The 6,296-nt window shown below is 61.4% G+C and carries 5 protein-coding genes; 2 read left to right on the top strand and 3 right to left on the bottom strand.

The genetic code is table 11. The features are described 5' to 3' along the window. The first annotated feature begins 121 nt into the window (after nucleotides 1-121). The gene (locus AB4Z11_RS19585) at nucleotides 122-547 is read left to right on the top strand and encodes a DUF3597 domain-containing protein (protein WP_442027055.1); all 426 of its coding nucleotides are present in this window, start codon (nucleotides 122-124) and stop codon (nucleotides 545-547) included. Between the two features lie 209 nt (nucleotides 548-756). Here the strand turns inward: AB4Z11_RS19585 and AB4Z11_RS19580 are convergent, their stop codons facing one another. Continuing rightward, on the bottom strand, nucleotides 757-2,322 hold the full coding sequence (locus tag AB4Z11_RS19580; RefSeq protein WP_442027053.1) for a GH39 family glycosyl hydrolase: 1,566 nt from the start codon (nucleotides 2,320-2,322) through the stop codon (nucleotides 757-759). A gap of 193 nt (nucleotides 2,323-2,515) precedes the next feature. On the opposite strand from AB4Z11_RS19580, the gene AB4Z11_RS19575 reads away from it, so the two are divergent. Continuing rightward, nucleotides 2,516-4,177, top strand: coding sequence for a family 43 glycosylhydrolase (locus tag AB4Z11_RS19575; RefSeq protein WP_442027052.1), 1,662 nt, complete (start codon nucleotides 2,516-2,518; stop codon nucleotides 4,175-4,177). On the opposite strand, the gene AB4Z11_RS19570 is transcribed toward AB4Z11_RS19575, so the two are convergent. Beyond that, nucleotides 4,147-4,980 carry an aldose epimerase family protein gene (locus AB4Z11_RS19570; RefSeq protein ID WP_442027050.1) on the bottom strand — a complete coding sequence of 278 codons (834 nt, stop codon included), beginning with the start codon at nucleotides 4,978-4,980 and terminating at the stop codon, nucleotides 4,147-4,149. The two genes, AB4Z11_RS19575 and AB4Z11_RS19570, sit on opposite strands and share 31 nt — an antisense overlap. A 94-nt stretch (nucleotides 4,981-5,074) precedes the next feature. Beyond that, entirely contained in the window at nucleotides 5,075-6,253 is a 1,179-nt protein-coding gene (locus AB4Z11_RS19565; RefSeq protein ID WP_442027048.1) for a XylR family transcriptional regulator, read from the bottom strand. Nucleotides 6,254-6,296: the final 43 nt, after the last annotated feature.

Below are 6,296 nucleotides of genomic sequence, written 5' to 3'. Positions count from 1 at the left end.
GTACATCTTAGTGGGGCTGAGAACTCGACGACGCGCGCCAGCATTCTGAAAACGTTAGGCCGCGTACAGATGCCGCGCCTGTGCTTGGCTAGACTTTCGCTATTTATGAGTGAGGCTATTCATGGGCATCTTGAGCGATATCTTCCACAAGATTTTCCCGCCGTCGCACCCGGCGGCCGTACAAAACCCGACCACTGCGGCGCCCTCACCTGCCGGCGCAGCACCAACAGCACCCGCAGCGCCAGCTTCACCGACAGCATCCGCCGCTCCGGTGGCGCAGGCAGCAGAGCCGGTCGATGTCGAAGCGATTCTGACCGGGAAGGCCAAGAACGCCGGGCAAACGCTCCATTGGCGCGAGTCGATTGTCGACCTGCTGAAATTGCTGGACCTCGACAGCAGTCTCGCTTCGCGCAAGCAGTTGGCCCAGGAGCTGCACTATACGGGCAACACCAATGACTCCGCCAAAATGAATATCTGGCTGCATAAGCAGGTGATGTCCAAGCTGGCGGAGAATGGCGGCAAAGTGCCCGCCGAACTACGCGATTAAGATCTCGCGCCGCTCTTTGCTGGCCCGCTTGATCAGCGCACCAAGCTGGTTGGCATACAGGGCAACTGCGGGCGGCAGCGTGCCGAGCGGCGTCGCAAGCAGCGGATCACGCTAGCATCGACCAGCGATACTGTGCGCCGCTGCCGGGTGCCAGTTGGTTAACTCTGGCATTGGTGGCGGCTTAGACGCAAAGAAGATACGCTATGCCATCAGCGTCCGCGCAGCGGTTCCAGTGTCACCAGCACGACGTCATTGCTGCGCATCGGCACCTTGAGCGTGAAGGCACCCGACTTGCCGATGCTGACGATGCGGCTTGACTCCGGCGTGTCTTTGGTCAGGGCGCTGAGCCGGCCCAGCTGCTCGTTCGTCAGCTGTGCCGGCATGCCCATCTCGACATAGGCCGTGTAGGGATCATTCGCGCGGAAGCCGGTACGGTGCAGTTGCAGACGATATTTTCCTGCCTTCGCGTGAAGAACCTGGAGTGAAATTGGCGCGCTATCGGCAGCGGGCTGCACGCGGCTGTAGAACGAACGGTTGCTGACCGGCTGCCGCGGCTGCTGGAAATCCCACAGCACGGCGCGCACCGACTTGCCATCCGTGGCGGCCATGACTTGCCGGTCCTCGGCCGGAATCTCCTTGCCATCCAGCGAATGCAGATATTTGTAGGCAAAGTAGGCGCTCTTGCGGATGCGCTGCGGATTCATCAGGCCGAAGCCGCCTTCGAACGGCTTACGCTGCGGCCCAGGTTCTTCGAACAGATCGGAAAAAGTCCAGTAGCTCATGCCCTGCGCCAGGCCTTTACTGCTCTGAAGTTTGCTCAGGATGTAGGCAGCGCTGATGTACGAGTCGTGCACCAGATCACGCGGCGTGTAGCTGGTACTCCATTCGGTAAAATACAGCGGCAGCTGCGGATACTTCGACGCGGTGATCTGTTCGCGCACGCGGCGCACGTCACCCACAATCGCATCGGGCGATGGCGACAGCTTGGTATCGTCGACGCCCTTCTCGTCCAGGAAGCCGCTTTCGACACCATAGGTATGCGTCGTCACGAAGTCGACCGCTGCGCCGCTGGCCGCAACGTGATCAAGGAATTCAGGCACCCAGGCCGCACCGGCCGTCGATGGCCCGCCGACACGCAGCGCCGGGTCGAGCGCCTTGATCGTATTGGCCGTCGCGTCGTACAGTTCGAAATACGCTTTCTGGTCACCACCCTCCCAGAACCCGTCCAGGTTCGGCTCATTCCAGACTTCGAAGAACCAGCTCCGCACTTCCTCCTTGCCATAGCGTTGTTGCAGATGCGTGATGAAGGCTGCGATCAGGTTCTTCCATCCATTCAGTTCGGGATGCGAGGTATTGCCTTCCCAATAGAAAATCTGTGCCTTCGAAGTGGCCAATGCTTTGGGTGTGAAGCCCAGTTCGACAAAGGGTTTGATCTTGCGCGCCAGCAGATCGTCATACAGCTGATCGATGCCGGTCCAGTCGTACACGATCTTGCCGTCATCGGTCTTCACCGTCTGCAGCACATCGTGGAAGATGGCATGGAAGCGGATGTAGCGAAAGCCCGTTTCCTCGACGAGCGTCTTCAGCTGCGCCATGCTGTCGGCACGCCGCAAAGTGCCAGGATAATCCGAGCCAACGGACAGATCGAAGAACCGGTCCAGCGGCTGCTCCGCCCTTGCCACATCAAGCACTATCTGGCGTGGCTGTGCCTGTGCAGCGGACGCCGCGAAGGCCGCGCCCAATAGTGCGAAGCAGATGCGTTGCAGGTGTTTCATCCTCGAAGGCTCCTGATTTTTTAGTCGTGGCAGCGATGCTATCACCGCATATCTGGCACGTGAACGGCGATATCGCCGCTTGGGGTAAATCATTCTCCGCATCGGTGATTTTCATARTTGCCGCAGCCCTGCGGGTCTGCAAAGATGGCCTCGAATATCAACACAGAAGAGTTTTGATGAGAGTGATCGGCAAATGAAAAAGGATGAACCTATGCTCGACGCGGTCAAGCGCCGTGGTCTGCTCAAGCTTGCACTTGCCAGTGCCGGCGCTGCGGCGGCACCACTCGCGCCGGCCGCTCCAACCAACGCCGTCAGCGCCACAGCTTGCGCCGCCACCAGCGCGCTGCTGCAGCCGGCATATGGCATAGAAGGCCAGCGCAAGGCGGACCTTGGCACCGGCACCTTCGTCAATCCGATCGTGCCCGGCGACCACCCGGACCCAACGATCCTGAAAGACGGCGACGATTACTACATGACGTTCTCGTCTTTCCTGTCCTATCCCGGCGCCGTGATCTGGCACTCGCGCGATCTGGTGAACTGGGCGCCCATCGGCGCCGCACTCCATAAGCCGCTCGGTTCCGTCTGGGCCATGGACCTGGTCAAACACCAGGGTCGGTATTACCTGTACATTCCCGCCAGCCCGGATGGCAAGAGTTCCATCTTCGTGATTTATGCCGACGATATCCGCGGACCATGGAGCGAGCCAATCGATCTCAAGCTGTCCGGCTGCATTGATCCAGGCCACGCGGTCGGTGAGGACGGCAAGCGCTACCTGTTCGTCAACGGCGTGCGCCGCATTGCGCTCGCCGACGACGGCCTGTCCACCGCCGGCAAACTGGAGCAGGTCTACGAACCCTGGCGCTACCCGGATGACTGGGTGGTCGAGATGTTCGCGCCCGAGGGACCCAAACTGTTCCGGCGTGGCGAATGGTTCTATCTGGTGACGGCGGTGGGCGGCACTTCCGGCCCGCCGACCAGCCACATGGTCATCGTGGCACGTTCGCGATCGATCCACGGACCGTGGCAGGATTGTCCCGATAACCCGATTGTGYGCACCCGCAGCGCCGATGAACCGTGGTGGTCGCGCGGCCACGCCAGTGTGGTCGAAGGCCCCGGCGGCGACTGGTGGATGGTCTATCATGCTTACGAAAACGGCTTCCGCACACTGGGCCGCCAGACTTTGCTGGAGCCGATCGAATGGACCAGCGATGGCTGGTTCCGCGCGCGCGGCGGCACGCTGTCAGGTCCCTTGCGCAAGCCCAAAGGCGGCCAGTCCGGTCCTGCGGGCCAGGCACTGTCGGACGACTTCTCCACCAACAAGTTCGGCGTGCAATGGAGCTTTTTCGATCCCGGCCCTCAGGAAATGCAGCGTGCACGCTACGAAGACAAATGCCTGGCGCTGAGCGCCAAAGGCAGCTCGCCTGCCAATTGCTCGCCACTGACCTGCATCGTTGGCGACCGCGATTACGAGGCATCGGTCATGCTGGAGATCGGCGAAGGCGCACAGGGTGGACTGCTGCTGTACTACAGCCAGCGCGGCTACTGCGGCATCGGTTTCAGCCAGACGCAGATGTTCACCTACCACTGCAGCGAGGAGCAAAGCTGGATGCGCGAGAAAGTGCCGGCGAAGACCATTCACGTCAAGCTCACCAACCGCGCCAACATCGTCACCTTCCACTACTCGCGGGATGGCAAGCGCTGGATCAAGCATCCGTGGCAGATGGAGGTATCCGGCTTCCATCACAATGTGTTCGGAGGCTTCCTCAGCCTGAAGGTCGGCATCTATAGCGCCGGTAGCGGTGTGGTCAAAGCACGGCAGTTCGTCTACCGTGGATTAGAGAGCGCGAGCCGGTAGACGGAAGTCTGGCGATATACCTGGCCCGGCGTGACAACGATGCCGGGCCATGAAGCGCACCTCAGGTCCGGACAGGCGCGGGCTTCGATCGTAAAGCCGCCCTGCCGGCCCRCACAGAACTGCACGGCTGCTTCGGTGGTGTGCAGCTGCAGGCTGCGGCCGGAGCCCGGGTCGACAATCAGGGCCACGGCACGCAAAGGTCCCTGGCCTCCCGTGAAATGGTTACGAACGAAAAAGGCGTGGTTAAAGCCGGCGCTGCGCAGGATCTGGCTGTCGGGCCAGCGTAAGCGTGCTCCGATCGGCGCCGGGTGCCGGAAATCGAAGGCGGTGCCGCCTACAGCAGCGACGCCGCCTGGCTTGCCGTCCATATCCACTTCGACGTAGAAATCGGCATCGATCTGCACCATGTGGTCGGACACGTCGGCCATGCCGCCATTCAGATTGAAGCAAGGATGCGAAGCCAGCGCCAGCGCTGTGGGCGCCATCGCCACCACCTCGTGCTGCACGGTCAGGCAGCCATCGTCGTCCAGCCGGTATTCCGCCAAGGCGGCGGCGCGCCCTTCCTCCATCCGCATCAGCGAGACCGCGCCGTCCACATGGCGGCCTTGCCAAAGCGCGTGGATTGCGCCGCCTGAGGGGGGCTGCAACACGTCCGCCATGCGGCCGTAGCGGTCCGGCGCACGCCAGGACCACAAGGCGGCGCCGCGCTCGCTGATTGTTACCGCCATGCCGCCGGCATTCCTGAGTGTGAATAAGCGGTGTTCGTCCGCCTTGTATGCGATGCCGAAAGTTGGTTTGGTCATGCTGCCATTCTGCGATCCGCGCCCTGGCGATTCAATTGCGAAAATCACCAAGGCCCGGAACGATTCTGGCTAATCGGGCGGCCCCGTTCGGCCTTCAGTCCGCCAGGACCCGATCGCGGTAAGCGCGCGGGGTGCATCCCAATTCGCGCTTGAACACCAGATGCATGTACTGGGTCGAGGTAAAACCGCAGCCCAGCGCCACATCGGCAATGCTGCGTTCACCGTTTTCCAGACCGGCCTTGGCCGCGTCCAGCTTGAACTCCAGGATCACATCGTGCACGCTGCGGCCCAGCTCCTGGCGAAAATATGCTTCCAGCGAGGAGCGCGAAACGCCGACATAATCCGCCACCTGGTGGGTCTTGATGCCCTGGCAGGCATACTGCCGTATGAAATGGCGCGCCCGCGCCACATGGGGATGCCGCACCRCCTGGTGCTGGCTCGATGCAAACACATTGATGCCGGCCGGGGGCATCAGGATGCGCGTATTCCCGAGACGCACGCCGTGCAGCATCTGGTCCAGCAAGTGGGCTGCGGTGCGTCCCATTTCCTGCGCGCCCTGGATCACGGAACTGAGCGGAATCCGGGTCAGCATGCGCACCAGCGGATCGTTATCGATGCCGATCAGCGCCACCTGCTCCGGCACTGCAATGCCGGCAATGATRCAGGCCTGTAGCAGCTGGCGTGCCCGCGCATCCGTCACGGCGATGATGCCAACCGGCTTGGGCAGGCTGCGCAGCCAGGCGACCTGGCCCTGCACCGTGTCGTCCCAGGAGGAGGCGCTGGTGYCGCAGCCGCGGAAAATCTCGGCTTCCATCTGGTCGGCGGACATCAGGCTGCGGAAGGCATTTTCGCGTTCCTGCGCCCAGCGGTTTTCCCTGGCCTCCGGCAGACTGAACATCGCAAAGCGCTGCAAGCCGACATCGATCAGATGATCGCGGGCCAGTTTGATCAGTTTGAAATTATCCGTCGCCACATAAGGTACTCGCGCCGGATATTCGGCCTCGTCGGCATAGGAACCGCCGACGGCCACTACCGGCACGCTGCAACGGCTTAATGCGGCGGCGACGGCGGGATCATCAAAATCGGCAATAATGCCGTCGCCCGACCAATTCTCAATGCCGGCCAGGCGCAGACGAAAATCTTCTTCCAGAAATAAATCCCATGCCGCACGCGTACTTCCCAAATAAGCGGCAATGCCGGCAATAACCTCTCGATCAAAACTCTTATTCGCGTTGAATAATAAGGCGATACGATGACTTTTGGTAGTATTCATGGGCGTCCTCAATCAGACGCAGCGCTTGGCTTCATTTCCATTG

Source organism: Pseudoduganella sp. RAF53_2, assembly GCF_052113985.1.
Taxonomy (GTDB): Bacteria; Pseudomonadota; Gammaproteobacteria; order Burkholderiales; family Burkholderiaceae_D; genus Rugamonas.
The sequence above is the reverse complement of the archived record's forward strand: the minus strand, read 5'-3'. Positions and strand labels throughout refer to the sequence as shown.

Bases quoted from the DNA above. Each gene is read 5' to 3' on its own strand.
- AB4Z11_RS19585 (WP_442027055.1), top strand. From the start codon at position 122: ATGGGCATCTTGAGCGATATCTTCCACAAGATTTTCCCGCCGTCGCAC.
- AB4Z11_RS19580 (WP_442027053.1), bottom strand. From the start codon at position 2,322: ATGAAACACCTGCAACGCATCTGCTTCGCACTATTGGGCGCGGCCTTC.